Origin of the sequence: Streptomyces sp. AK010 (assembly GCF_014207295.1) — a bacterium.
Taxonomy (GTDB): Bacteria; Actinomycetota; Actinomycetes; order Streptomycetales; family Streptomycetaceae; genus Streptomyces; species Streptomyces massasporeus.
This window is the reverse complement of sequence record NZ_JACHCX010000003.1, coordinates 448,843-472,207: the sequence shown is the minus strand read 5'-3', so window position 1 is coordinate 472,207 and position 23,365 is coordinate 448,843. Positions and strand designations below refer to the sequence as shown.

Genomic DNA, 23,365 nt, shown 5'->3' with positions numbered 1-23,365 from the left:
GCGGCGGGGTTCAGCGGTTGGGGCTGATGACCCGGCTGGTGCGGTAGAGGCGGTACTTGGCGCCGGTCACGGTCTTCGCGAACTCCTGGTAGCGGCTGGTGAAGCCGGGGTCGTCGAAGATGGCGTTGAACCGCTTCTCGTCGGTCCAGGCCGCGAGGTTGATCACCGCGTCGCCGTCGACGCTGGTGAGCAGGCGGGAGCCGCGGAATCCGTCGGCGGTGGCGGCGACGTGCTCGACGGCACCGGCGAGGGCGTCGACCGTGGCGGGCGCGTCCTCGGTGGTGGCGACGTTGATGAGCAGGACGCTGTCGTCCGGGACGGCTGCGGTGACGACACCGGGGCTGGCGTTCTTCCCCTCGAAAGCGACCCGGTCGTACGAGGCGATGCCGAGCTGGTGCCACGGGTCGCTCTCGATGAGCTCCCGCACGGTGGCCTCGTCGAGGTCGGCGGTGACGATGACGGCACCGCCGTCGGGCCGCGGCCCGCTCAGCAGGATCCGCCCCCGGTCGGAGTGGTCCCGCAGCCAGGCCTTGTGCTCGGGCAGGTGCGCGGTGACCGTCTCGCGGGGCTGGAGGTAGGTGAGAGTGAGGACGTGGATCACGGGTTTCTCCGGTGTGAGGAAGGACGACCCGTCCGGCGGTCGAGGACGGGGCCGTTCAGGGCGATTCGGGTGGGGTCGGGTCCGGGGGCTGAGGCCCGGCCGGAGGAGGGGTCAGGGCGTGATGCGCCCGGCGAGGCCGCGCAGGATGGACTCGGCCTCGGCGACCGTCTCGCGCACGACGCTCCCCGCCGGCCGGATGTCGTGGACCAGGTCGAGGACCTCACCGGCGAACAGCGCCCGTCGGCTCGTGTCGTCGCGGGCGACGGCCGCGGCCCACTCGGGCTCGATCTCGGCGCGCCGGGACCGGAGTTCGGCATCGCGGCCGGTCCAGGTGCGGGTGAAGTCGTTGCTCACCGAGCGCGCCTGGTAGACCTCGTCCCACGGGATGCCGCGCACGACGTCGAAGGCCCTGGTGTCGACGAGGTCCGCCGTGGCCCCGGAAACCAGCGAGGACTTGAAGCCGGGCGTGCCCAGCGACTCCTCGGTGACGGCGAAGCGGGTGCCCATCATGACGCCGTCGGCGCCGAGCGCGAGGGCGGCGGCCAGGCCCCGCCCGTCCGCGAATCCGCCCGCGGCGACCACGGGCACCACGCCCTGGGTGATGTCGAGCACGGCCGGGATCAGTGGCAGTGTCGCCTGTGTCTTGTGGTGGCCGCCGGCCTCGGCGCCCTGCGCCACCAGCACGGAGGCCCCGGCCTGCAGGGCCACGGCCGCCTGCTCGGGATCGTGCACCTGCACCACGACGTGGGCACCGCTTTCGGCGGCGGACGTGACGTACCGGCGCACCTGGTCCGGGTCGCCGAACGACAGGGCGACGACCGGCGGCGCGTAGCCGAGCACCTTGTCCCACAGGCCCGGGCGCTCGTCGAAGGTGAACATCACGCAGCCGACGCCCCAGACGCCACCGGCCTGCGCGGCCTGCCTCACGTGTTCGTCGATGAAGGCGGGGTCGCCGTAGCTGACACCGACGAGGCCCAGCCCGCCGGCTCGGGTGACGGCGGTGGTGAGCCGTCCTCCGGACACGGACCCCATGGGGGCGCTGATGACGGGGTGGTCGATGCCGAGCAGTTCCGTCAGCTTGGTGGAGATCACGCTTCTCCCCTGTTTTCCCGGCCGCGGCCGAATGGATCAGGAATGAATCCGATGTCATTGGGAAATCGATCGGAAATTACCGTGTGACCGAACCGGATTCGCGTCACATGCAGGAGACTAGGTTCGGCGAATCTCACCTGTCCAAGACCTAAACCGCGTAGTAGCCATAACGCTCCGCCTATGACGGAATGCGGCCCTCCGTCAAGGTGACCTCGGAGTAGGCTCCCGTTTCCACTTCCTCCGGAGAAACAAAGAACGGCCGGCCCGGAACGAGAAGTTCCGGGCCGGCCGTCGGATGGGGCCGAAAAGGGAGATCAGGCGCGGTAGGGCCATCCGCACCGAGCGGCCACCCGACCCAGGTACCGGGCCGCGCGGCTGCCGGCCAGGGCGGTCACGGCCAGCCGTTCACGGGGCGCGGAGGCGGTGGGCAACGGCCGCCAGACGAGCTGCGGATCGTCCGTCACGGCCACTCTGGGGCGCAGGGCCACCAGATCGCGGGTGGTCTGCAGGGCGTGCACGAACAGAGCCTGCTGGTCCTGGTCGACGGGATGCAGCACGGCCTTCCAGCCCAGCGCCGTCAGCTGCGCAGGCACGGCGTCGGCATACCCGGGCGCACATCCCTCGTCGTACCAGAGGAGGCGCTGCGTGGAGAGGTCTTCCCAGGTCAGACTCGGTTGTGCGGCCAGGGGGTGCGCGGCGGGCAGGACGACGCCGAGCGGCTCGTCCCAGACGACGGCGCGGGCGAGGTGGGGCGTGGTCACCGGCAGCCGCATGATCCCGAACACGATCTCGCCGTGCTCCAGCAGCTCGGGCTGCTCCGCCGCGCCCACCGAGCGCATGCGCAGGTGCGGCCCGGATCTGCCCCTGACGTGGTGTGCGCCCTGCCCGGCGAGGCCGTTCTGCACTTCCGCGAGAACCTCCGCCGGCACGCCTCCGCACACGCCGACGGACCAGAGCGCGGGGGTGGGAGCGGCGGCCGCGATGGCCGACCGGAGCTGACCGGGGATGCTCTGGATCTCCCGGAGAAAGGCCCGGCCGCCCGCTGTCAGTTCGACACCGCGGGAGCTGCGAACGAATAGCGCGGCTCCTATTCGCTGCTCCAGCCGTTTGATCTGCTGACTCAGACTGGGTTGCGATATACGCAATTCTTTGGCGGCTGCGGAGACAGTGCCGGAGCGGACCACCGCCAAGAAATACCGAAGGTGTCGCATATCGAAGTCGTCGACATGTTCGGCATGGTTGACAGCGCGCTGAATCTCCTCCTGGTGCGACTCCTCGGGGGCCGCACCGAAGGCTGCCTGCCCGAGTGGGAACGGACCGATCCTTTCATCCAGCACACTCATCTGCTTCCCTCCGTCACTTCATGGCGACCGCGACCGCGGACCGGCCTGCGACCGGGCGGCGGGCGGCCCGGCGGACCGGGACAGCATCATCATGACAGAAAAAACCTTCGGGATGGTATTTTTTACGTGTCCGAAACGACATCCTCATCGCCCGGCCATGTCCCGGCCGCCCCCGTGATCGCCGGCGAGCGCGTCGAGCAGCAGACGCCACACCGCCTCCCTGGTGGGGGCGCTGCCGTACCGGTCGTCACAGTGCGAGGCGTGGAGAGTGCCGTGCAGGGAGGTCAGCAGCAGCTCCGCGACCAGGTCCGGCGGATAGGGGGCCATGCCATCCTCCTGCTGCGCCCTGTGGACGAGCCCGACCAGATGACGCCGCACGTCGTCGAAGAGGTCCGGGGCCGCGCGGGCCAGGCAGGGCAGGTCGCTGGCGAGCCGGAGGGCCGCCCTGAGGCGGATGTCCGAGCGCAGGCGCTGGGCAAGCTCCAGGACCAGTTCCTCCAGCACGGCACGGGCCGCGGCGCCCGGCACGTCCCGGGCACGGCGCATCTCCTCCCACGCCACACGGGACTGGGCGAGCAGGGTCGCGGCGAGGATCTCCTTGGAGGGGAAGTGCCCGTAGAGGGCCCCCTTGGTCATCCCCGTCCGCCTCGCCACGTCGTTCAGCGTGGCCTTGGCGTATCCCTGCGCGGCGAACTCCTCGGCCGCGGCGTCCAGCACCTTCTCACGTGTGCGCAGCGCCCTTTCCTGTTTGGCCATGCGGGGTGCCCTCCGGTCTTGATCGAGAGCACAAACATACCCCTGAGAAGGATTCCTCCGAGGAGGCGAAAGTCGGCCGTACATCAGGGGCTCACCAGGGCCGGATCCTGCCGTTGGCCTGCGGCGGAACAGGGCGGTCGACCGGTTGTCACGACGTCTTCCCGGGGTGTGGTCCGGTGTCCCCGGGGAGGGTCGTCCAGCCGAGCCGGGCGGCCTCGTGCCGCAGGGCGGGGACGCCGCCGATCACGACCGGGTGGCCGACGGAGCGGAGCATGGGCAGGTCGCTGTCGTGGTCGCCGTACGCATGGCAGTCACCGGCGCGGGCGCCGCGCTCCGCGAGGTGGGCCTCGACGGCGTCGGCCTTGGCCCGCCCGATCATCGGCCGGTCGATCTCGCCGGTCAGCAGCCCGTCATCGGTGACGGCCTGTTCGGCGCACCGTACGGCGGTGGCGCCGAGGTCCGCGGCGACGGCGTCCACGACGGAGCGCAGGGAGCCGGAGACCAGGACGATCTCGTGCCCGAGGGCGCGGTGCCGGGCGAGGGCGTGCAGTCCGGCGGTGACGAAGGCGCGCTCGCCGCGGCGGTGAAGGGCGTACCAGTCGCGTGCGGCGGCCTGGAGGAGCGAAAGGGGCGTGCCCGTGTAGCGGCGGTAGTAGTCGCGGTTGAGCCGGGAGCGGTCGGGTGGGCCGGCCGCCGCCGTGGACGGGGGCGCGGGCGGTGCCGGCTGCGCTGCTTGCCGCTGCGGGTCGCACGGCCGCCCGCCCGTGCCCGCCGGGCCGCCCTGCCGTGTCACCCAGAATTCCCAGAAGTCGAGCAGGCTCTTCGTGGCGACGAGGGTCTCGTCGACGTCGAAGAAGGCGACCGGGACGGCTGCCGCCCGGGTCATGACCCGTCACCTCCCGCCGGGGACAGCGCCGCTTCCGCGTAGGCCCGGGCCGCGGCGTCCGGGTCGAGGGCGGCGTGGGCCGCGATGGCCGTGGCGTCCCGCCAGGCGCGTTGCACGGCACTGTCCGGGGACTGGGCGCGCAGGCCGGAGGCGTGGAACAGCGCGTCGACCGCCTCCCGGCACAGTGTGGCCGCGGCGGTGGCGTCCCTGCGGTTCTCCGCGACGGCGAGCGCGGTGATCTCGCCCCGGTCGGCGCGCTCGGCCGCGCCGGCCAGGAGCAGACCGGCGGCGTGGATCCGCGCAGATGCCAGGGTCAGCACGGTATGGGTCGCCGGGTGGGACCGCTCGGCGGCGAGCCGTTCGCCCGTCCAGACGCGCAGGGCCCCCCGGGCGGCTCCGAGCAGCGGAGCGGCGAACATCAGCGCCGCGACCATGGGGTACGGCACGGTGTGGCAACGGGCCGCGCCCGGCCGGCTCCGCAGGAGTGCGGCGAGCGTGTACGTCCGGTGCCGCGGAACGACGACCCCCTCGCACCGCACCGTGTTGCTGCCGGTGCCCCGCAGGCCCGAGGAGTGCCAGGTGTCCTCCACGGTCACCTGCGCACGGGGGACGGCGAAGATCCGGTGTTCACGCCCCTCCTCGCCGTCCGTCCAGGAGGCCAGCAGGATCCAGTCCGCGTGGTCGACCCCGCTGGCAGGCCGCCAGGCCCCGTCGAGGCGCCATCCGCCGTCGACCGCCGCCGCCGCGCCCTGGGGCGGTACCACTGCGGCGGCGATCCGCACGTCCGGGCCGTCCGCCCACACCTCGCGCTGCCCCTCGGGCGGGAGATAGGCGGCCAGCCGGCCGTGCGCGGCGAACAGCGCGGCGCACCACGCCGTGGCGGCACAGGCCTCCCCCGCGTCCGCCACGCCGGCCACCAGCGGGACGAACTCCCCCGCTTCTCCGCCGAACCGGCCGGGCACGAAGTGACGCGGAAAGCCCGCGCGGGTCAACGCGTCGACGGCATCGGCCGTGAGGGCACGCCGCGTCTCTGCCACCGGGGCGTCCCGGCGGGCGGTCCGAGTCAGGGCCGACAGGTCACGCAAGGGTGCGTGCCGGGCGGCGCGCTCCGGGTCGTCGATCAGCATGCGGCCCCCGTACGGCGGTGGGCACGGCCGGGCGTCCCGCACCGGATGCGGGCCCGGGCGATCGTGCGGTCGCCCTGCGTGGCGGTCAGATGGACGAAGCGGGCGTGCGCGTCGTGCGGCTCCCGGGTTCCTGCCCCGCGGGGCTCCAGGGTGATGGCAACCGGCAGGTCCGGCTCGCCGAACGAGTCGTAGGCGACGGTGAGCTCACCGATGTCCCGCACCCGGGCCGGGCCGACGGTGCCCTGGGTGGCCGCGACGCCGGCCGCTTGGCGGAATGCCTCCGCGAGGGCCATGCCCGGTATGTGGTCCGACGGGTGGTCGAAGAGGACGGGGTGGCCTGGGTCCAGCCGCAGCCACCACCGGCCGGAGCGCTCCGGGTCGGAGGCGAGGAGGACGTCGCGGTCGCGCCGCAGACCGACCCGGGCCGGTGGCAGCGGGGTGGCCCCGGCGGCAGCGGCGTGGGCCGGTCCGGACACCACGGGTGGCTGGGCGGCGCCGCGCTTGCGGAGGACCGCGTACCGGCGTGGCTCCATGGCCTCCCAGAGGACTCGCGCCCGGCCTGCTGCCCGGCCCGCCGCCCACACCGTCGCGTCCAGTTCCAGGCGGGCGCGGCGGGGGTTCCCGGTCGTACGCCGGCAGCGCGCCTGAAGCGTCGCGCCGGCCGAGGGCGGCAGCGGCTCGTCGAGTTCTACGGCGACCTCACCGAGGACGAAGGGGTGCCCGAGGGGGATGTCGTGGAAGCGGTGGGAGAGATGGATCGCCGCCTGCCGAGCCGCCTCGGCCAGTAGTACGGGGTCCAGGGCCCCCTCGTCGGGGCGGTCGGCGGTGATGAACTGCTCCCGGGGTAACCGGGCGGCGACCGCGAACCGGTCCTCGCCCAGGTGCCGGGCGTCGGTCAGGAGCACTTCCGTGGGGGCGGACTTGTGCACGGATTCGCGGGCTACGGGGCGGTCGTAGCGGAGCGCGCCACCGGGAGGTCCCGGGGTGTGGAGGTCCGGCGGCGCGGCGGGGGACGGTACGCAGTGCAAGGTTCTGTTCCCTTTCGGGTCGCGGAAGCAGGGGTGAGCCCGCTAGGGTCCCGTCGTTCACGGGAAGCGACGCGAAAAAAGATACCTTCCAGAAGGTATTGAGCCGAGAATGGTTTTGAGCCAGTGCGGCCGGAACGATTCCATCTGCCCCGGCCGAACACGTCCGCCCGCTCCGGCCGAGGCCGCCGAGTCAGAGGAACCGAGCATGTCCGAGCCGCAGCCAGCCATCGCCGCGTTCGCGCCGAGGAAGTTCGTCACGAGGAGGGGGCCCGACCCCAAACAGGAACGCTCCGCGCGCACCAGGTTGCTGGTGCTCACCGCGGCGTCCGAGCTGTTCGCCGAGCAGGGGTTCCGGCACACGTCGGTCACGGACGTGGCCGACCGCATGCAGATGACGAAGGGCGCGGTCTACTTCCACTACCCCTCCAAGGAGGCGCTGGCCGTGGCGGTGGTGGAGGAGCACTACGCCCGGTGGCCGGCTCTCCTGGAAGAGGTTCTGACGGAGGGGCACGGGCCGCTGGAGACGGCGGAGCGGATGCTGGCCGGTGCGGCGGTGTCGTTCCGGGACGACATCGTCGTGCAGGCGGGGGCGCGTCTGCAGATAGAGCGCCCGCACATCGACGCCGATCTGCCGACGCCGTACGTCGACTGGACCGAGCTCCTGGCCTCGCTGCTCGTCGCGGCGCGGGAGGAGGGGCAGATGCGCGAGGGCGTCTCGCCGGAGGCGGCGGCGCGGTCCTTGGTCTCGGCGTTCTTCGGCGCCCAGCACATCTCGGACGTGCTCAGGGGACGCGCGGACGTGGTGGAGCGCTGGACGGAGACGAGCGAGCTGCTCTTTCACGCCATCCGGGCCCACTGACCCGGGCCTCGCAGGCGGCTCCGGGGCCCCGGGGCGCATACCCGTGCGTGGCGGTGTTCCGCGGCCGAAGCCGTGGAGCACCGCCACACGGGTGCGCCCGGGGACCCGGCACGACGCCGTCCCGGCACGCCGAACCGTCACGCCGGCTTCGGCATCCGGCGGTGGCCGGAGAGCACGACGAGTCCGCCGACGACGGCGAGGCCCATCAGGACGGTGCCGAAGAGGGTCGCGCCGGTGGGCAGGCCCACCGCGTCCATGAGGTAGCCCGTGGACACCGGAAGGAGGCCGGCCGGGATGTAACCACCCACGTTCAGCGCGGCGTTGGCCTCGGCGAGGCGCTGCGCCGGGACGGTGGAGTTGAGCAGCGACAGGCCGCCGAGCTGGCCCATGCCCTGGCCGGCCCCGGCGAGCAGGGCGGAGGCGACGAGCAGCGCGACCGACGAGGTGTGCACGGCGGCGATCAGCGCCGCCATGCTGAGGGTGGTGCTGATCGCACCGGCCGTCAGGATGGTGCGCCGGGGCAGCTTCTGCACGGCGAACTGGACGCCGGTGGCGGCGAGGAACATGACGAACGCCATGGCTCCGGCGACGATCCGACTGGTGGTGCCGAGCAGTTCGGTCAGCAGGGTGGGGCCGAGCGACAGCACGAAGGACGTGGCGGTGATGCCGGGGGCGAACACCGCGATGCCCAGGGTGAGATGGATGCCGTTGCCGTGCGGCACACCGGGCACACGCACCCAGGCGCCCTTGCCGCGGGCGGCGGGACGGCGTACCGGCATGCGCAGCACGGCGAGGACGGCCGTGAGAAGCAGGACCGCCTCGACGACGAAGACGGTGACGGTGGGGGCCGGGAGCGTCTCGGAGAGCAGGCCGGCGAGCAGCGGGCCGAGGCCGGCCCCGAAGACCATCGCGCAGGAGGCCAGCAGTGCCGCCAGCCGCTTCCGCTCCGGACCTGCCACGTCCGTCACGGCGGCCATGCCGGCGGAGACGACCGCGCCGACGGCGATACCGGTGAACAGCCGGGCGACGATCAGTGCGGTGACCGTCGTGGCGGTCGCGAAGATCGCGCAGGCGGCCAGGGCGAGCGCGAGGGCGGGCAGCAGCACGGGCTTGCGTCCCAGCCGGTCGGAGACGACGCCCGACACGAGCAGCGAGCCGAGCAGTCCGACGATGTAGAACGCGAAGACGACGGTCAGAGTGCCCTTGGAGAACCCGATGTCGCGCTGCCACAGCACGTACAGCGGGGTCGCCGCGTTGGACAGCACGAAGACGGCGGTGACCGGCCAGGCCGCCAGCCACACCCACCAGGTGGGCGTGCGGGCCGCGGCCCGCTCAGGTGCTGCGGGCGTGACCGGCTCCGGCGGTGCGGCCTGCTGTTCGTCCACCGTCTCGGCGGACAGGGTCCGACTCTCCGACATGGGTTGCTCCCTCCGGCAAACTAAGTACGAGTCCATTCGAACTTAGCATGCAGTACGATTGAACTCGTACATAGGATTTCGGTTATAGGGAGTTGCCTATGTCTGCGACGGTTCGACGGGCGCCGGCCATCAAGGTGGTGCCGGAGCCGGAAGACCTGCCGGAACCGCTGCCCGAGCCGACGGTCGGGGAGCTGCGGCTGGAGACCGTGCTGGGCGCGCTGAGCGACCCGCTGCGGCTGCGGATCGTGCGCAAACTCCTGCTCGAGTCGGAGGCGTTCGACCACTCCTGCGGCTGGTTCGGCCTCGACCGCCCCAAGTCCTCCCTCACCCACCACTTCAGGGCCCTGCGCGAGGCCGGCGTCACCCGCCAGCGCCAGTACGGCCTGGAACGCCGCAGCCACGTCCGCGTGGACGACCTCAACGCCCGGTTCCCCGGGCTGGTGGACCTGGTGGCGGCCTGGACGCCGCCTGACACGCCCTGAACCGGGACTCGTTCTCCCGGCACGTGAAGGCGCCGGCCCGCCACGGTTCCGGGGTAGGGCCGCGCGAGACGGGGGCGTTCCGCACCGTCGCCGGTCCGCTCATCGAACGTGTCACCCACGACTCCTACGAGCGTCAGGTCCCCCGGCGGGTGCTCGGGCCGCTGGGGCTGCGGGACACCTCCTTCCCGGGGACGAACCCGCGCGTCGACTCCACCGACGCCAAGGGCCAGGACATGAACCGGACCGCCGAGAAGATCATGGTGGCGGCCTACGGCAGGCCGTAGGCCGCCCGCTCACGTCACCGGCGGCGTGGCCCGGACCAGCCCCGTCCGGTACGCGATCACGACCAGCCGCGCGCGGTCCCGCGCGTGCAGCCTGGTCGTGGCCCGGTGGATGTGCGCGCGCACGGTCAGCGGGCTGAGCGTGAGGTCCTCGGCGATCTCCGTGTTGGACCTGCCCTCCGCGGCCAGCGCCATCACCTCGCGCTCCCGGACCGTCAGATCGGCGAGACGCTCCGGTGGGGCGAGGCCGGCACCGGAGGCGGATGCCGTGAGGAAGCGGGTGATGAGGGAGCGGGTGGCGACGGGCGAGAGGAGGGCCTCGCCGGAGGCCACCGTGCGCAGCCCGGACAGGAGGGTGCCGGTGACGTCCTTGCCGAGGAAGCCGCTGGCGCCGGCGCGCAGGGCCTGGGCGACGTAGCCCTCCGTCTCGAACGTGGTCAGGATCAGTACGCGAGTGGCGGACAGCTCCGGGTCGGCGCACAGCTCGGAGGTGGCGGTCAGGCCTCCGGTGCCGGGCATGCGGATGTCCATGAGGACGATGTCGGGGTGGAACCTGCAGGTCAGGGCGACCGCTCCGGCGCCGCCGGAGGCCTCCGCGACCACCTCCATGTCCGCGCAGGAGTCGAAGCGGCTTGTCCCGTCGTCGTGCGCCTGCCGACACTCTCCGGTACTGAGAACGCAGTACGTACGGAGGGGCGGCTCCACCTCGGGTACGAGATTCCCGAGCCATCGGACGCCGCCTGTGCTACCTTGGCTGGCGTTGCAGTTTTGGTTCCCAGAGACTTCGAGTGCTCTTTCGACCTTTTGTCGACGAGCACTCCTTTTTGTTTCCGAGGATTCTCGGATCTCCTTAGGGTGATCATTTCGGCGACTACGGGTCCGCAAGGTGCGGGCCCTGAGTACTGCCCTCAAGGGAGATTCATATGGCTACCGGCACCGTGAAGTGGTTCAACTCGGAAAAGGGCTTCGGCTTCATCGAGCAGGAGGGTGGCGGCCCGGACGTCTTCGCCCACTACTCGAACATCGCCACCTCTGGCTTCCGTGAGCTCCAGGAAGGCCAGAAGGTCACCTTCGACGTCACGCAGGGCCAGAAGGGCCCGCAGGCCGAGAACATCGTTCCCGCCTGACGCGTACGCGCATGCCCTGACCGGGGCCCGCACCCTCGCGGTGCGGGCCTCGGCTCGTTTTGTTCCAATCCGGCTCAACTCTTGCGAATCCTGCGGCTCTCCCCTGCCGTCGCGCATTCCTCGACGCGTGCCGCATCGAGGAAGGTTCCACATGGACCGCACGGCTCGCAGGAGCAACGGCTCCCCCCACTCCCGCGGCAACGGGTTCCGCTCCCGCAAGTCGGGCGGCGCGGGCACCGCCTCCCGTCCGGCGGGCGGCGGCCGCGGCGGGCGCCGCCCCGCCCCCAGCGGCGAATTCGCACCGCCGGCCACCGTCACCCCGGCGCTGCCGGCCGTCGAGGCGTTCGACGAGCTCGACCTGCCCGAGCGACTGCTGGCCGCGCTGCGCGCCGAGGGCCTGACCGCGCCGTTCCCGATCCAGGCGGCGACCCTGCCGAACTCCCTGGCCGGCCGGGACGTGCTCGGCCGTGGCCGCACCGGCTCCGGCAAGACCCTGGCCTTCGGGCTCGCGCTGCTGGCCCGCGTCGACGGACGGCGGGCCGAGGCCCGGCAGCCGCTCGCCCTCGTCCTGGTGCCCACCCGCGAGCTGGCCCAGCAGGTCACCGACGCCCTCACCCCGTTCGCCCGCGCGCTGCGGCTGCGGCTCGCCACGGTGGTCGGCGGCATGCCGATCGGCCGGCAGGCGAACGCGCTGCGCACCGGCGCCGAGGTCGTCGTCGCGACGCCCGGACGCCTCAAGGACCTCATAGACCGAGGCGACTGCCGCCTGGACCACGTCGACATCACCGTCCTCGACGAGGCCGACCAGATGACCGACATGGGCTTCATGCCGCAGGTCACCGCCCTGCTCGACCAGGTGCGCCCCGGCGGCCAGCGGATGCTGTTCTCCGCCACCCTGGACCGCAACGTCGACCGCCTGGTCCGCACCTACCTGCACGACCCGGTGGTGCACTCCGTCGACCCGTCCGCGGGCGCGGTCACCACGATGGAGCACCACCTGCTGCACGTGGAGGACGACGACAAGCACGCCACCACGACCCGGATCGCCGCCCGCGACGGACGCGTGATCATGTTCCTGGACACCAAGCACGCCGCCGACCGGCTGGCCAAGAAGCTGCTCGCCGTCGGGGTGCGCGCCATGGCCCTGCACGGCGGCAAGTCCCAGTCGCAGCGGACCAAGACCCTGGCCCGTTTCAAGGACGGTCAGGTCACGGTCCTGGTGGCCACCAACGTCGCCGCCCGCGGCATCCACGTCGACAACCTCGACCTCGTCGTCAACGTGGACCCGCCCGGCGACCACAAGGACTACCTGCACCGCGGCGGCCGTACCGCGCGGGCCGGCGAGTCCGGCACCGTCGTCACGCTGGTCCTGCCGCACCAGCGGCGTGAGATGACCCGGCTGATGGCCGACGCCGGGATCACCCCTCAGGTCACCCGGGTCCGCTCGGACGAGGACGAACTGAGCCGCATCACCGGGGCGCAGGAGCCGTCGGGCGTGCCCGTCGTCCTCACCCCGCCGCCCGCCGAGAAGCCTCCGGCGCGCACGGCTTCCGCCTCCAGCGGACGGCGGAGCAGGCCGTCCCGGGGCCGCCGCCGCTGAACAGGCCCCCGGGCCCGACGGCTTCGGGGCCGGCCGCGGCACCGTGCCCTCCCCGTTCGACGTGGTCCAGGCGCCCTCGGCGAGCACGCTGACCGTGTCGGCCGTGTCGACGCCGATGACGCGGCCGCTCCCGTCTCCGCGACCACGAGCAGGCCGTCGGACCGGACCGCGATGCGGGAGCCGGGTGACGCATGACCCACGACGCCCCCCGCGCCGCGACCGACAGGAGGCCGCGGTGCCGGGGGCGTCGGGGGCGGGAGGCCGAAGGAGGGTCAGTCGCCCGCCACCTCCGTGACCTTCCACCGCTGGTTGGATCCGGAGTTCGGCTGCCAGACGCCCACCAAGGCGCCGTCGTTCGTGGACTGGCCGCCGACATCCGGGAGTTGGCCGGTCGCCACGTTCACGAGCGTCCATGAACCGTCTCCGGTCGAGGACGCGATCCACTGGGCGGCGTCGTCGCGGCGGCCCACGTCGGGTTCGGCGACCAGGGCGCCGTCACGGATGGCCAGGCGCTTGTCCGCGCCGGTCTCGGTGAGGACGTAGCGCTTGCGGTTGTCCTCACCGCGGATCTGCTCCACCCGCCACCGCTGCCCGCTGGGGTCGGTCGTGTTCGGGGTCCTGATGACCAGGCCCGTGCCGTTGCCGGCGATGGTGAGGTCCTTGCCGCTCTGGACGCCGGTCAGGCGGTAGGTGTGGCCCCTGCGCAGCTCGGCCGCGTCCTTCGCGACCCCCGAGACGCCCTTGACCAGGAAGGACGTCACCGACTGCGCGGGCACCGTGAGCGTGGCCTGCTTGCCGGTGACGCGGACGGACTTGTGCTTCTCCAGCTTGCCGTCGGCGCTGGTCACCACCGGGGTGACCGTGGCGCGGGAGGAGACCCGGCCGAACTTGGAGAGGTCGAGGGTGACGTCACGCGCCTCGGTCGTGCTGTTGACGTGGACGACGGTCGCCGCGTCGCCCTTGCGGGAGACCGCCGCGGTGCTGGACGTGTCGTCCGTCTTGATCAGCCGGTCGCCGGGCTTGATGTAGTGCGTGAAGTTGCGGGCCGTGTCGAACTTCGTGTTGGTGTAGATCGGGCAGGACTTCAGGGTGTCCTTCGCGGTGCAGCTGAACGGGAGCTGGATCTCGCCCCAGTTGCCGCCCTTGGCGGACTCGCCGCCCGGCTTCATGTTGTCGTAGTCCTCGACGGGCTGCCAGAACACCCAGGCCTTGGGCTCCAGTTCGCGCAGGTCGTCGACCATGCGCTGGGCGAGGCCCAGGCCGGGCCGCATGTCCGTGAAGCTCTGGCCGTCGCCCCAGTCGCCCTCGACCTCGCTCATCCACAGCGGCTTGTCGGCGGCCTTGGCCAGGTCGCGGACGGTGGTGCGCTGGCCGGTGCCGTAGGTGTGGACGTTCATCTGGGCGACCAGGTCACGGACCTCCTGGGGGTAGGAGTTCCAGTTCGTCGCGAAGGTGCCGGGGTTGGTCTCGTCCATCGCGGAGATCTCCGCGTGCGAGCGGGACTTCTCCAGGACGGGGGCCAGTGCGCGGATCACCTTCTGCTGGAGCTCGGGGCCGATGTGGGCGCCCTCCTGGCGTCCGCCGGTCGGCTCGCCGTCCGGGCCGAGCTTGGTGCCCCAGTAGTTGGTGTTCGGCTCGTTGAACGGGTCGAGCGTGTCGACCTTGATGCCGTGCGCCTTCTCCAGCCGCTCGGTCGCGCCCACCAGGTACTTGGCGAAGTCGTCGACGGAGTCGGTCTTGAGCTGGTCCTTGCCGGCGTCGAAGTTGCCGGAGACGTAGCCGCTCTCGGTCATGAACCAGGGCGGGGAGTTGCTGAAGGTCTCCCAGTGGGTGATGTCCTTCTTGATGCGGTCGACCCACCAGCGCTGCGTCTTGTCCGCGTGTCTGTTCCAGTCGGCCGGGTCGTCCGCGTCCCACCAGTCGACGTCCTCGCGGGTGGTGCCCGCCGGGGCCTTCCACCAGCCCTCGACCGCGCCGCCGGCCCGCAGGTAGTCCTTGACGTCGGGGGCGTTGCCGCCGCCGATGTTGTAGCGGGCGATGTTCAGGTTGAGGCCGTCGTCGCCGAAGAGGAGCTTGTAGAGCTTCTCGCGGACCGCGGGCGGGTAGTCGCCGGTGGCGTTGGCGAACCAGACCAGGCTCGTGCCCCAGCCCTCGAACGTGTCGCCCGAGTAGGACGGGTCGGGCCGGACGGTGACGCCGGCGGCCGCGGCCCGGGCCGGCTCGGCGTGCGCGGCGGGCAGGGTCGTCGTGGCCAGGAGGGTTCCGGTCGCCACGGCGGTGACGCCGATGGCCCCGAGGAGCCTTCTCTTGCGGGTGCGGTGTGCCATCTCGAGTACTCCAGCTCTTCTGCGTGCCGCGCGGTGACGAGGGCTCCCGGCGGACGCGGAGATCGGGGCCTACGTGGTGCGACTGGTGCGGATTCGGCGCCTTCTCGTACGATTTCGGCTAGGCAATGTTTACGTAAACATCCACTGGCGGGATGTCTACACTGTCCGAATCTCAGGGGTCAAGGACTCGTTCCGGACCGAAAATTGCGCCGGGTGCGCGGCGAGGGGAACGAGGGGCAGGTGGGCACCGTGGACGGCGAGAGCCAGCCGGGGGGCGCGAGCCGTACGAGACGGCGTGCGGCCCGGCCCCGCCAGGGCGCGTCCATGGCGGACGTCGCCCAGCTCGCCGGGGTCTCGTCGCAGACCGTCTCCCGCGTCTCGAACGGCTTCCCGGGCGTCACCGAGGACACCCGCGCGCAGGTCCTGGCCGCCATGCGGGAGCTGGGCTACCGCCCCAACAGCGCGGCCCGGGCGCTGCGCCGGGGCGAGTTCCGCACCCTCGGCGTGATCACGTTCTCCCTGTCCACCATGGGCAACATCCGCACCCTGGAGGCCATCGCCACCTCCGCCGCCGAGCACGGGTACGCCGTCACCCTGCTGCCCGTGGCCGTCCCCACCCAGGACGAGGTGAACGGCGCCTTCTCCCGGCTGGGCGAGCTCGCCGTGGACGCCGTCATCGTCATCATGGAGATCCACCTGCTCGACGCGGCGACGGTTTCCCTGCCGCCCGGCGTGCAGGTCGTGGTGGCCGATTCCGACGCCGGCGACCGCTACACCGTCGTCGACACCGACCAGGCGGGCGGCGCCCGTGACGCCGTACGGCATCTGCTGGACCTCGGCCACGACACGGTGTGGCACCTGGCCGGGCCGGAGGGCTCCTTCGCCGCCCAGCGCCGCGCCAACGCCTGGCGCGACACCCTGAGTGCCGCGGGCCGGGTGACGCCGCCCCTGGTGCGCGGCGACTGGTCGGCCGAATCCGGCTACCGGGCGGGCCTCCTCCTCGCCGACGAGCCGGACTGCACGGCGGTGTTCACGGCCAACGACCAGATGGCCCTCGGCCTGCTCCGCGCCCTGCACGAACGCGGCCGCCGCGTCCCCGGCGACGTCAGCGTCATCGGCTTCGACGACATCCCCGAGTCCGCGTCCTTCCTGCCACCCCTGACCACGATCCACCAGGACTTCGCCGAGGTGGGGCGGCTGTGCGTCGAGGGGGTGCTCCGCAAGATGCGGGAGGACGGGGCCGAGCACGGGACGACGCTGGTGCCCACGCGGTTGGTGCGGCGGGCGAGTACGGCGCGGCGGAGCTGAAGCGCGCGGGCCGCGAGGAAGGCCGAGGCCCGGCGAGCCATGCCGGGCTTCTACGCGCTTCTTTGCGCCCTCGGCGTCACCATGGTCAGTCGCTCCGGTTGCCGTGACGTCCACCGACCGGGTCCGCACTCGGGACGCAGCACCCAGATCACACCGGCGAGGACATCCGTGACGACACCGAGCCGGTCATTGGCCTCGTCACGGACCAAGTCGCCGACCCAGGGGCTCCTCGTGCCGGTCGTCCGCGCAGCTCCCCGCGCAGCTCCCCGCGCAGCTCCGCCCACACCCGTTTACCCCACGGCAGTCGGTCAGTCCCCCAGTCCTTCGCCAGCGCACCCACGAGCGCCAGGCCACGCCCGTCCTCGGCTCCCTCACCTCCGGTAACCGTCTGGACTTGTCGACGACGCCGATGCGCACCCGCACGATCTCGGGACGGCTGACCGCCACTCGGATGGAACGGCTGTGCGCGTGCTGAACAGCGTTGGACACCCACTCGGAAACGATCAGCACGCCGTCGTCCCCAAGGTCGTCCAGACTCCAGGCGGCCGGCGCGACGCGTACCAGGCGCCGGGCCGTGCCGACGCTCTCCGGCATGCGCGGAAGCGTCTCGCTGTAGCCGGGACAGCCAGTGGAACGCGAGCGCGTGGCAGGTTGCGGCATGTCGGTCTGCTCTCTCGGATCGGCCGAGCCCCGGGACCGTTTCGCACGGTCTCCGGGGCACTGACCGTCATGTAAGCGGCATGCCGTGGACGCCGACAGGGGCGCAACGTCCCACTTTTTCCACGCTACTCGACGATTCCCAGGAACTCCGCCAACGGGCGCAGTCCCGGCGGATGGTTGGGGAGCGCCCACAAGTCGCGCACGATGGCCACGGCCAACGTGTGGTGCTGCATCCACGTCGGCGCCACCCGGCGCAGTGACTCCAAGGTCTTCACCGCCCCGGCTGCGTCCCCCGTGTCCGTATGGGCCCTGGCAACGTCCAGCTGCAGCCAAGTTCGCCAGGACGGTGGGGTGTCCTTGCTCAGCCGCATGCCGTTGGCCAGCGCCAGGGCGTCGTGAGGACGGCCGTACTGGACGGCCAGCCGGACGCGCTCGATGCGGACCGACGACGGGCTGAAGACGCTGACCATGCGGTGGTCGCCGCCGTCGGGCAGCTTCACCACACGCGCGGCTTCCTTCTCCGCCGTCTCCATCATGCATGCCGCACGCTCGTAGTCGCCGCTTCGGGCGGCTGACGTGGCGGCGCTCATGATCAGCGCTCCCCACACCTTCAGTCCGTCGGCCGTCTCGGCGTCCGCGATGTCGGCAGCGGCCCGTACCGCGATGCTCAGCGCATCCTCAAGGCGCCCCTGCCGCTGATAGGTCCACGCCGTGGAGTTGACGATCATCGGCACGAGCAGCGGTTCGGAGGACTGTTCCGCGGCCTGTATGGCGCGCTCCAGGCTCGTCAGGGCGAGGTCGGTCTTGCCCATCCGTACGGCGACGTGTCCGGCCAGCTGAAGTGCCTTGCCGAGAGCGGCGTAACCAGCCCGGCGGTCCTCGTCCCTTGTCGAGGCAGTAACGGTACGCGCATCCGAGATCAGGTCGGGCAGCGCCTTCATCACCGTGTCGAACTCAGCCGCGTGGTACTGCGTCCAGCCGTCCGCGATCTGTTCACGCAGCCGCTCCAGCGAGAAGTCCGGCCCTGGCGGCTCCGGCTCCGGCCCCCAGAGCACGGGCATGATGGCACGGCGTACGGCGACGAAGCGTGGCCCGTCGTTCTCACCCGAGGCGGAGACCGCGGGCGGGTCGCCCAAGAGCGTGGTGAGTTCCACGCCCAGACCATTGGCCAGCGCGTGCAGCGTAGGGAGGCGTGCCGAGTGCTTGCGTCCTTGCTCCAGCTGACGGATCACATCGACGGACACGCCGGAGCGTTCAGCGAGTTCCTCTTGCGTCAAGGAGGCCAGACGGCGCAGGCGGCGCAGGGTCCGTCCCAGGTCTTCGTTTGCCACCGTGCCACGGTACGCCGCCCTAGGGTGGGGCACCTGGCGACTCTGTGACAGATCAAGCAACTGCCCTGCCGCCCGGGGCAGTCGGAGAGGACCTCCCGCATGCCCGAGCTCTATCCCGCCGGTATCGAGCCGTACGCGCACGGCATGCTCGACGTCGGCGACGGCAACCGCGTGTACTGGGAGACCTGCGGCAACCCGGCGGGCAAGCCCGCCCTCGTGCTGCACGGCGGTCCCGGGTCGGGGGCGGGGCCGTTCTGGCGCCGGCTGTTCGACCCGGCGGCGTACCGCATCGTGCTCCTCGACCAGCGCGGGTGCGGGCGGAGCACGCCCGACGCCGCCGATCCGCGGACCTCGCTCGCCGCCAACACCACGCACCGTCTCATCGCCGACGCCGAGCGGTTGCGGCGGCACCTAGGCATCGAGGAGTGGCTGGTCCTCGGCGGTTCCTGGGGCGTGACCCTCGCAGCGGCCTACGCCGAGCAGCACCCCGGTTGCGTGTCCGAGCTGGTCCTGTTCAGCGTCACCAGCACCACGCGGCGCGAGGTGGAGTGGGTGACCCGGGACATGGGGCGGATCTTCCCCGCGGAGTGGGCCCGGTTCCGGGACGCCGTACCGGAGTCCGAGCGCGACGGGAGCCTGGTGGACGCCTACGCCCGGATGCTCGCCGACCCCGATCCGGCCGTACGGGAACGGGCCGCGCGGGAGTGGTGCCGGTGGGAGGACGTGCACGTCTCCACCCATCCCGGGCACCGGCCCGACCCCCGCTACGACGACCCGCTCTTCCGGATGCGCTTCGCCCGACTCGTCACGCACTACTGGCGGCACGCCGCCTTCCTGGACGACGGGGCGCTGCTGCGCGACGCCGGGAGGCTGGCCGGCATCCCGGGCGTGATGATCCACGGCCGGATGGACATCAGCTCGCCCGTGGACATCGCGTGGCGGCTGGCCCAGGCGTGGCCGGACGCGGAGCTCGTGCTGATCGGCGACGAGGGACACGGTCTGTCGGGCGCCTCCACGACGGCGGCGGTACTGGCGGCCACGGACCGGTTCCGGGGGCGTGACGGACGAACGTGACGGGCCGGGGGCACGGGCGCGTCGGTGCCGGTTGCCGTCCCCGTCAGCCGCCGCCAGCGGGCCAGGCCGTCCTCACCCCGGGTGACAAACGAGCCCCTCATGGCCTCCTCCACCCCTCCGGCGACCGCCTCCAAGGTTGCTCCGTGAGTGAACAACACCCGCAACTACCGCCGGGTACCGGGGAGATCACGTCTTGATACGGCTACAAACGCGCATCGTCCCCCCCCGCCCCATGAACTGAAATCTTCAACGAACGACAGGACCCGCGCCCCGTCGGCCACACCGACCTCGGTGGAGCCCGTCCTGTCCAAGGCCCGCCCGAGCATGGACCGGAGGGCGGCGGACGGCAGCCGCCGACCGGCACCGGAGGGGGTGACGGACGGACACCGCCGACCCGTGCCCGAGGGCCCCCGGGTCAGTCACCCGGCCGCTGCCTCCGCACCCGCTCAGCCACCTCGCCCTGCTCGGTCTCCCACCACGGCCGGACCAGTCCGGCGGTCCCGTCCGCGGCGACGACCGGGGCGGCGGGGGCGAGTTCGGCGTCGAGACGCCGGTCCATCGCGGCCGTCCCGTCGCGCTCGGCCCGCGCCCACTGCGCGAGGACCGTCAGCAGGAAGGGGATCGCGACCAGTTCGGCGATGCCCAGCATGGCGCCTCCGCCGAGCCGCTGGTCGTGGTGGACGTCGGAGCCGGGCGGCGCGTGGTGCAGGTACCAGGCGCCCGCGATCAGGGTGCCGTGCGTCATGACCACCAGCCCCGGGAGCGCGTCGACGATCCCGTCCAGGAAGACCAGGGCCGCCCGGACCGGGTGGGTGCACCAGGCGGGCAGGGCCTGCTCGCGGGTGAGCACCGGCAGCACGAACAGGCAGCCGGCCGCCAGCAGATGGAGGTACATCAGCTCGTGCAGCCACCCCACGCGCAGCGCGGTGGCGAAGTACGGCGTGAAGTAGACGGTCAGTTCGGTGGCCGGCACCAGGACCGTGCTGACGAGGGGGAACGTCAGCAGTCCGACGATCCGGCCGGTCAGCACCCGCCGCACCCGGGCCGCGCCACTCTCCGGCAGTGCCTCCACCGCGAGCCGCAGCGGGTCGCCCAGGGCGAGGCCCAGCGGCGCGAGCAGGTCGAGCCCGACGTTCTGCACGGCGGCCGGCCAGAACAGTTCACGGTCGTAGACGGCCAGGCCGGACATCGTGGTCACGACGATCGCGCCGAGCCCGAGCAGCACGAAAGCGGCGAGGCGGGCCGGCGGCCAGGACCCGCCCCGCCGGCGCACCCGGACCACACCCCAGCCGTAGAGCCCGCCCAGCACGGCGACGAGCAGCAGGGCGGGGACGTCCCACTGCCACGATCCCAGCAGCCGTCCGGCGGTCGCCTCCGGCAGGTACACAGCCGACAGTTCACTCACGAGCGGACGATAGCCGCCGAAGTTCCTGCGGACGACGGCAGGGTGGGCGGGCGCCGGACAGCACCCGGAACTGTTCGTGCCTGTGCGGGCGGCCGGCTCGAACGGCTCCCGCTGCTCCTCCTGCGCCGGTGCCCCGCGCTGGTCGTTCGCCTCGGCCGGGCGGCTCGTCGTGACGTTCGGCGGCGCCGGGTAGCCTGGCCGTATGGCACTGGCATGCAACGCCCTGCCTCACTGCTTCCTCTGACGCCGCGGTGAGGGGGCGCACTTCCGGCGCGAGCGCGCCGAGCCGCTGGAGTACGCCATGAGCCTCACGGCCGGGGAGGTCGCCGCCCTGGTGGCCATGAGTCCGGCCGCGCGTCACGTCGACGCGGCGGAACTGCGCGGCCTGGTGGCGGAGATGGCGGAGCCGTTGCGGGTGACCGCCTCGTTCGTCGCGTCGGTGTACCGGCCACGCCGGGAACCGCGGTAGGGCCGGGTCCTGTGCGGCCGGGGCCGGGCGCTGTTCCGCCGGGGCCGATCCCTGTGACGCCGGGATCGGGCGCCATTCCGCCGGGCCGAGCCCTATGCCGCCGGGGCCGGTTCGTCCACGCGCCGCTGCTGGGCCGTCGTGAGCGTGTGCACCATGAGGGCGGCGGCCACGGCCGCGGCCACGATCACCAGGTCGGCGGCGAGCAGCGGCAGGACCTCGCTGTAGGCACGGGCGATGACCTCGTCCGTGTCGTCGGCGTAGATGATCCCCACGCCGCCGGCCAGACCGGCCAGCCACAGGCCCCACCACCAGTTCACGACGGCGGGCAGCGGCCGCTCGGGGAAGACCGAGCGGTGGACGTCCGCGACGACGCCCCGGGGTATCCACAGGTTCACGACGGGCACGATCCAGCCCAGCCAGAGCCAGGGGTAACCGTAGCGCGGGGCCGTGCCCGACAAGGCCTTGGCGTTGGCCCGCACTTGATCCAGCCAGAACAGGAACGCGAGCACGCAGACGGCCGTGACGGCGCTGCCCAGGGAGGCGACCAGGTGGTAGGAGTCCTCCAGCGCGTTCAGCGGTCGGTGCACGCCGTCGCCCTGGTCGGGCGGGCCGGACGCCGGCTCCCCCGCGGCGGAGAGCCGGAGGTGCCAGACCGCCCGGGCCGCCCAGGCGACGGCGGCCAGAGCGAGGGCCGCGATGGCGCAGCGGGCGGATCCCCGGACGGGGCGCAGGACGGGGCCGGGGGCGGCCGGTGTGGAATTCTGTTCGATCACCGGGTCATCCTGCCGTACGCAACTCCGAGGCCCGTCCCTCCTCGTCGAACCGCACCTCGAGGACGTGGTCGACGGCGTCCCGGTCGAGGGGGCCGAAGACGTGCGGGAAGAGGGTGTCCCCGCAGACCCCGGGCGGCGGGGCGGGAGCCGCCGCCTCCCACTCCACCCGGGCGGTGAGCCGCGCCTCGTCGAGGGCGAGTACCAGCAGGGGCCCGGGCGCGTCCCGGTAGAAGGCGTTGACGACGGCCAGCGTGGTCGCCACGTCCGGGGAGCAGTGCACGAAGCCCTCCCCGGCGAGGGAGTCGGGCGCGTAGGCGGGGCCGGTGGCGGTGGTCCAGACGGTGCGCGGTACGACGTGATAGATCATGGCCCCGTTATAGACGGCGACGGGCGCCCGGGGAGCCCCGGGAGCCCCGGGAGCTTCAGGGCGGCGACGGTCCGCCGCGTCGCCTCGGCGATCAGGGCGTCGGAGGGCTCGGCGTCACGGCCCGGCCGGTCGGTCATGACGGCCAGGACGAGCGGCCCGGTGCGGGGCGGGTGGACGACCGCGATGTCGTTGGCCCTGCCGTAGTCGCCGGTGCCGGTCTTGTCGGCCACCTTCCAGTCCACGGGGAGCCCGGCCCGGATGCGGCGGGCGCCGGCGGCGGTGGCGTTGCGCGAGAGCCAGTCCATGAGGAGCCGGCGTTCGCGAACGGGCAGGGCGGTGCCCAGGAGCAGGTCGCGGAAGTCGGTGGCGATGGCCTGCGGGGTGGTGGTGTCGGCGGGGTCGTCCGGCGGCACGGCGTGCAGTTCGGGCTCGTAGTGGTCCATCCGGCTCGTGGTGTCGCCGAGCCCGCGCAGGTAGGCGGTGAGTCCGGCGGGGCCGCCGATGTCGCGCATCAGGAGGTTGCCCGCCGTGCCGTCGCTGAAGCGGACGGCGGCGTCGCAGAGCTGACGGAGGGTCATCCCGGTCTCGACGTGCTTGCCGGTGACCGGCGCGGTGGAGCGCAGGTCTGCCTCGGTGTAGATGACACGGCGGTCCAGCCCGCCCGCGGAGCGGTGGTGCAGGACCGCCGCCGCGGCCAGCGCCTTGAACGTGGAGCAGAACGCGAAGCGTTCACCGGCCCGGTGCACGACCGTGGCCCCGGTGCCGGTCGCGAGGGCGTAGACCCCGACGCGTGCGCCGTACTCGCGCTCCAGGTCCGCCAGCCGGGGGCGGTGCACGGTGGGCCTGCCCGACGGCGAACGGGTGGGCGTGGGGCTTCGCCGCCTCGCGTGATCGGCGGGGCGATCGTGCGTACCGCAGGCGGCGAGCGGAAGCAGGGCCGCGGCGGCAAGAAGGGCACGGCGTGAGGGGGGTGTGCGGTCGGGAGGCACGCTCCGGTCGAGCGTCACGCTCCGGTCGGGAGGCACGCTCCGGTCGAGCGTCACGCTCCGGT

At 72.5% G+C, this 23,365-nt stretch carries 22 protein-coding genes and 2 pseudogenes; 8 read left to right on the top strand and 16 right to left on the bottom strand.

Features of this window, described 5'->3' with window-relative positions:
- Positions 1–10: 10 nt before the first annotated feature.
- The 7 genes from HDC93_RS39255 to HDC93_RS08340 all read right to left on the bottom strand — a co-directional run bounded on the left by HDC93_RS39255 (position 11) and on the right by HDC93_RS08340 (position 6,833).
- Positions 11–601, bottom strand: coding sequence for a YciI family protein (locus tag HDC93_RS39255; protein ID WP_185008680.1), 591 nt, complete (start codon positions 599–601; stop codon positions 11–13).
- Positions 602–712: 111 nt separating this feature from the next.
- Positions 713–1,693, bottom strand: coding sequence for a nitronate monooxygenase family protein (locus HDC93_RS08365; protein ID WP_221516361.1), 981 nt, complete (start codon positions 1,691–1,693; stop codon positions 713–715).
- A 314-nt stretch (positions 1,694–2,007) separates the two neighbouring features.
- Positions 2,008–3,036 (bottom strand): LysR family transcriptional regulator, encoded by a 1,029-nt coding sequence (locus tag HDC93_RS08360; protein ID WP_185008678.1) that lies wholly within the window; start codon positions 3,034–3,036, stop codon positions 2,008–2,010.
- Between the two features lie 144 nt (positions 3,037–3,180).
- Positions 3,181–3,792, bottom strand: coding sequence for a TetR/AcrR family transcriptional regulator (locus HDC93_RS08355; protein ID WP_185008676.1), 612 nt, complete (start codon positions 3,790–3,792; stop codon positions 3,181–3,183).
- 148 nt (positions 3,793–3,940) lie between these two features.
- Positions 3,941–4,678: an HAD family phosphatase gene (locus HDC93_RS08350; RefSeq protein WP_185008674.1), complete on the bottom strand. Its 738-nt coding sequence runs from the start codon at positions 4,676–4,678 to the stop codon at positions 3,941–3,943.
- Positions 4,675–5,805 carry an oxidoreductase gene (locus HDC93_RS08345; RefSeq protein ID WP_185008672.1) on the bottom strand — a complete coding sequence of 377 codons (1,131 nt, stop codon included), beginning with the start codon at positions 5,803–5,805 and terminating at the stop codon, positions 4,675–4,677. Before HDC93_RS08345 ends, HDC93_RS08350 begins: the two co-directional genes overlap by 4 nt.
- Positions 5,799–6,833 carry a ScbA/BarX family gamma-butyrolactone biosynthesis protein gene (locus tag HDC93_RS08340; RefSeq protein ID WP_260419468.1) on the bottom strand — a complete coding sequence of 345 codons (1,035 nt, stop codon included), beginning with the start codon at positions 6,831–6,833 and terminating at the stop codon, positions 5,799–5,801. Before HDC93_RS08340 ends, HDC93_RS08345 begins: the two co-directional genes overlap by 7 nt.
- Positions 6,834–7,038: 205 nt before the next feature.
- Between HDC93_RS08340 and HDC93_RS08335 the strand changes: the two genes are divergently transcribed.
- Positions 7,039–7,692, top strand: coding sequence for a ScbR family autoregulator-binding transcription factor (locus HDC93_RS08335; protein WP_185008668.1), 654 nt, complete (start codon positions 7,039–7,041; stop codon positions 7,690–7,692).
- A 137-nt stretch (positions 7,693–7,829) separates the two neighbouring features.
- Here the strand turns inward: HDC93_RS08335 and HDC93_RS08330 are convergent, their stop codons facing one another.
- A complete protein-coding gene (locus HDC93_RS08330) occupies positions 7,830–9,110 on the bottom strand; it encodes an MFS transporter (protein WP_185008666.1) in 1,281 nt (426 codons plus the stop codon).
- Between the two features lie 98 nt (positions 9,111–9,208).
- On the opposite strand from HDC93_RS08330, the gene HDC93_RS08325 reads away from it, so the two are divergent.
- Together HDC93_RS08325 and HDC93_RS39590 are read left to right on the top strand one after the other, a co-directional pair.
- A complete protein-coding gene (locus HDC93_RS08325) occupies positions 9,209–9,592 on the top strand; it encodes a helix-turn-helix transcriptional regulator (RefSeq protein ID WP_185008664.1) in 384 nt (127 codons plus the stop codon).
- Between the two features lie 23 nt (positions 9,593–9,615).
- The gene (locus HDC93_RS39590; protein WP_398984248.1) at positions 9,616–9,876 is read left to right on the top strand and encodes a hypothetical protein; all 261 of its coding nucleotides are present in this window, start codon (positions 9,616–9,618) and stop codon (positions 9,874–9,876) included.
- 9 nt (positions 9,877–9,885) lie between these two features.
- Here HDC93_RS39590 and HDC93_RS08315 read toward each other — a convergent pair.
- A pseudogene (locus tag HDC93_RS08315) lies at positions 9,886–10,497 on the bottom strand (response regulator); the annotation flags it as partial.
- Positions 10,498–10,796: 299 nt separating this feature from the next.
- On the opposite strand from HDC93_RS08315, the gene HDC93_RS08310 reads away from it, so the two are divergent.
- Together HDC93_RS08310 and HDC93_RS08305 are read left to right on the top strand one after the other, a co-directional pair.
- The gene (locus HDC93_RS08310) at positions 10,797–11,000 is read left to right on the top strand and encodes a cold-shock protein (RefSeq protein WP_003991681.1); all 204 of its coding nucleotides are present in this window, start codon (positions 10,797–10,799) and stop codon (positions 10,998–11,000) included.
- A 151-nt stretch (positions 11,001–11,151) separates the two neighbouring features.
- Positions 11,152–12,600: a DEAD/DEAH box helicase gene (locus HDC93_RS08305; RefSeq protein WP_185008660.1), complete on the top strand. Its 1,449-nt coding sequence runs from the start codon at positions 11,152–11,154 to the stop codon at positions 12,598–12,600.
- Positions 12,601–12,872: 272 nt separating this feature from the next.
- On the opposite strand, the gene HDC93_RS08300 is transcribed toward HDC93_RS08305, so the two are convergent.
- Positions 12,873–14,927 (bottom strand): glycoside hydrolase, encoded by a 2,055-nt coding sequence (locus tag HDC93_RS08300; RefSeq protein ID WP_185008658.1) that lies wholly within the window; start codon positions 14,925–14,927, stop codon positions 12,873–12,875.
- 324 nt (positions 14,928–15,251) lie between these two features.
- On the opposite strand from HDC93_RS08300, the gene HDC93_RS08295 reads away from it, so the two are divergent.
- Complete coding sequence (locus HDC93_RS08295; protein WP_185008903.1) at positions 15,252–16,235, top strand: LacI family DNA-binding transcriptional regulator; 984 nt, start codon at positions 15,252–15,254, stop codon at positions 16,233–16,235.
- Between the two features lie 268 nt (positions 16,236–16,503).
- On the opposite strand, the pseudogene HDC93_RS38220 reads toward HDC93_RS08295, so the two are convergent.
- A pseudogene (locus tag HDC93_RS38220) lies at positions 16,504–16,895 on the bottom strand (ATP-binding protein); the annotation flags it as partial.
- A gap of 125 nt (positions 16,896–17,020) precedes the next feature.
- On the bottom strand, positions 17,021–18,226 hold the full coding sequence (locus tag HDC93_RS08290; protein WP_185008656.1) for a helix-turn-helix domain-containing protein: 1,206 nt from the start codon (positions 18,224–18,226) through the stop codon (positions 17,021–17,023).
- A 99-nt stretch (positions 18,227–18,325) separates the two neighbouring features.
- On the opposite strand from HDC93_RS08290, the gene pip reads away from it, so the two are divergent.
- Positions 18,326–19,300, top strand: a complete 975-nt coding sequence (gene pip, locus HDC93_RS08285) for a prolyl aminopeptidase (RefSeq protein ID WP_185008654.1) — start codon at positions 18,326–18,328, stop codon at positions 19,298–19,300.
- 415 nt (positions 19,301–19,715) lie between these two features.
- Here the strand turns inward: pip and HDC93_RS08280 are convergent, their stop codons facing one another.
- Positions 19,716–20,705 carry a cytochrome c oxidase assembly protein gene (locus HDC93_RS08280; protein ID WP_398984243.1) on the bottom strand — a complete coding sequence of 330 codons (990 nt, stop codon included), beginning with the start codon at positions 20,703–20,705 and terminating at the stop codon, positions 19,716–19,718.
- 301 nt (positions 20,706–21,006) lie between these two features.
- On the opposite strand from HDC93_RS08280, the gene HDC93_RS08275 reads away from it, so the two are divergent.
- Positions 21,007–21,174, top strand: coding sequence for a hypothetical protein (locus HDC93_RS08275; RefSeq protein WP_185008652.1), 168 nt, complete (start codon positions 21,007–21,009; stop codon positions 21,172–21,174).
- 92 nt (positions 21,175–21,266) lie between these two features.
- On the opposite strand, the gene HDC93_RS08270 is transcribed toward HDC93_RS08275, so the two are convergent.
- From HDC93_RS08270 to bla, 3 genes are read right to left on the bottom strand one after another with little or no spacing between them, the layout of a single operon-like run.
- Positions 21,267–21,947 carry a DUF4328 domain-containing protein gene (locus tag HDC93_RS08270; RefSeq protein ID WP_311774517.1) on the bottom strand — a complete coding sequence of 227 codons (681 nt, stop codon included), beginning with the start codon at positions 21,945–21,947 and terminating at the stop codon, positions 21,267–21,269.
- A gap of 4 nt (positions 21,948–21,951) precedes the next feature.
- The gene (locus HDC93_RS08265) at positions 21,952–22,314 is read right to left on the bottom strand and encodes a DUF952 domain-containing protein (RefSeq protein ID WP_185008650.1); all 363 of its coding nucleotides are present in this window, start codon (positions 22,312–22,314) and stop codon (positions 21,952–21,954) included.
- Positions 22,311–23,303 carry a class A beta-lactamase gene (bla, locus tag HDC93_RS08260; RefSeq protein WP_185008896.1) on the bottom strand — a complete coding sequence of 331 codons (993 nt, stop codon included), beginning with the start codon at positions 23,301–23,303 and terminating at the stop codon, positions 22,311–22,313. The genes HDC93_RS08265 and bla overlap by 4 nt, the downstream gene beginning before the upstream one ends.
- Between the last annotated feature and the right edge of the window lie 62 nt (positions 23,304–23,365).

Excerpts from the sequence above, each read along its gene's own strand:
- HDC93_RS08330 (WP_185008666.1), bottom strand. The coding sequence starts at position 9,110 with ATGTCGGAGAGTCGGACCCTGTCCGCCGAGACGGTGGACGAACAGCAG.
- HDC93_RS08275 (WP_185008652.1), top strand. The coding sequence starts at position 21,007 with ATGAGCCTCACGGCCGGGGAGGTCGCCGCCCTGGTGGCCATGAGTCCG.
- HDC93_RS08335 (WP_185008668.1), top strand. The coding sequence starts at position 7,039 with ATGTCCGAGCCGCAGCCAGCCATCGCCGCGTTCGCGCCGAGGAAGTTC.
- HDC93_RS08360 (WP_185008678.1), bottom strand. The coding sequence starts at position 3,036 with ATGAGTGTGCTGGATGAAAGGATCGGTCCGTTCCCACTCGGGCAGGCA.
- HDC93_RS08295 (WP_185008903.1), top strand. The coding sequence starts at position 15,252 with ATGGCGGACGTCGCCCAGCTCGCCGGGGTCTCGTCGCAGACCGTCTCC.
- pip (WP_185008654.1), top strand. The coding sequence starts at position 18,326 with ATGCCCGAGCTCTATCCCGCCGGTATCGAGCCGTACGCGCACGGCATG.
- HDC93_RS08355 (WP_185008676.1), bottom strand. The coding sequence starts at position 3,792 with ATGGCCAAACAGGAAAGGGCGCTGCGCACACGTGAGAAGGTGCTGGAC.
- HDC93_RS08300 (WP_185008658.1), bottom strand. The coding sequence starts at position 14,927 with ATGGCACACCGCACCCGCAAGAGAAGGCTCCTCGGGGCCATCGGCGTC.
- HDC93_RS08345 (WP_185008672.1), bottom strand. The coding sequence starts at position 5,805 with ATGCTGATCGACGACCCGGAGCGCGCCGCCCGGCACGCACCCTTGCGT.
- HDC93_RS08325 (WP_185008664.1), top strand. The coding sequence starts at position 9,209 with ATGTCTGCGACGGTTCGACGGGCGCCGGCCATCAAGGTGGTGCCGGAG.
- HDC93_RS08265 (WP_185008650.1), bottom strand. The coding sequence starts at position 22,314 with ATGATCTATCACGTCGTACCGCGCACCGTCTGGACCACCGCCACCGGC.
- HDC93_RS08310 (WP_003991681.1), top strand. The coding sequence starts at position 10,797 with ATGGCTACCGGCACCGTGAAGTGGTTCAACTCGGAAAAGGGCTTCGGC.
- HDC93_RS08350 (WP_185008674.1), bottom strand. The coding sequence starts at position 4,678 with ATGACCCGGGCGGCAGCCGTCCCGGTCGCCTTCTTCGACGTCGACGAG.
- HDC93_RS08305 (WP_185008660.1), top strand. The coding sequence starts at position 11,152 with ATGGACCGCACGGCTCGCAGGAGCAACGGCTCCCCCCACTCCCGCGGC.